Here is a 218-nt window from a genome sequence, read left to right as displayed (position 1 = left end):
TCTCATCAGCCATGCTCCGGGCAAGCTCGCGCAGAGGCCCGGCATTATCCAGGATCTTCTGGATCTTTGCCGGGATCTTGTTCAGGTCCGCCAGGACGTCCTTGATCTGGCCTGAGAAGATGTTCCCGCGCAGCTGCGCCAGGTACAGGCCCAGCAGGTACGCGGCGGTGATCTGGGCCAGGAACGCCTTGGTGGAGGCCACCGCGATCTCCGGGCCG

General features: G+C 64.2%; 1 pseudogene. It reads right to left on the bottom strand.

Going from position 1 to position 218, the window contains the following annotated elements:
* Window positions 1-218: pseudogene (locus FDW84_RS19100) on the bottom strand (glutamine--fructose-6-phosphate aminotransferase); the annotation flags it as partial.

The sequence above is a fragment of the Pseudarthrobacter sp. NamE5 genome (assembly GCF_005796225.1).
Classification (GTDB): domain Bacteria; phylum Actinomycetota; class Actinomycetes; order Actinomycetales; family Micrococcaceae; genus Arthrobacter.
The sequence above is the reverse complement of the archived record's forward strand: the minus strand, read 5'-3'. Positions and strand labels throughout refer to the sequence as shown.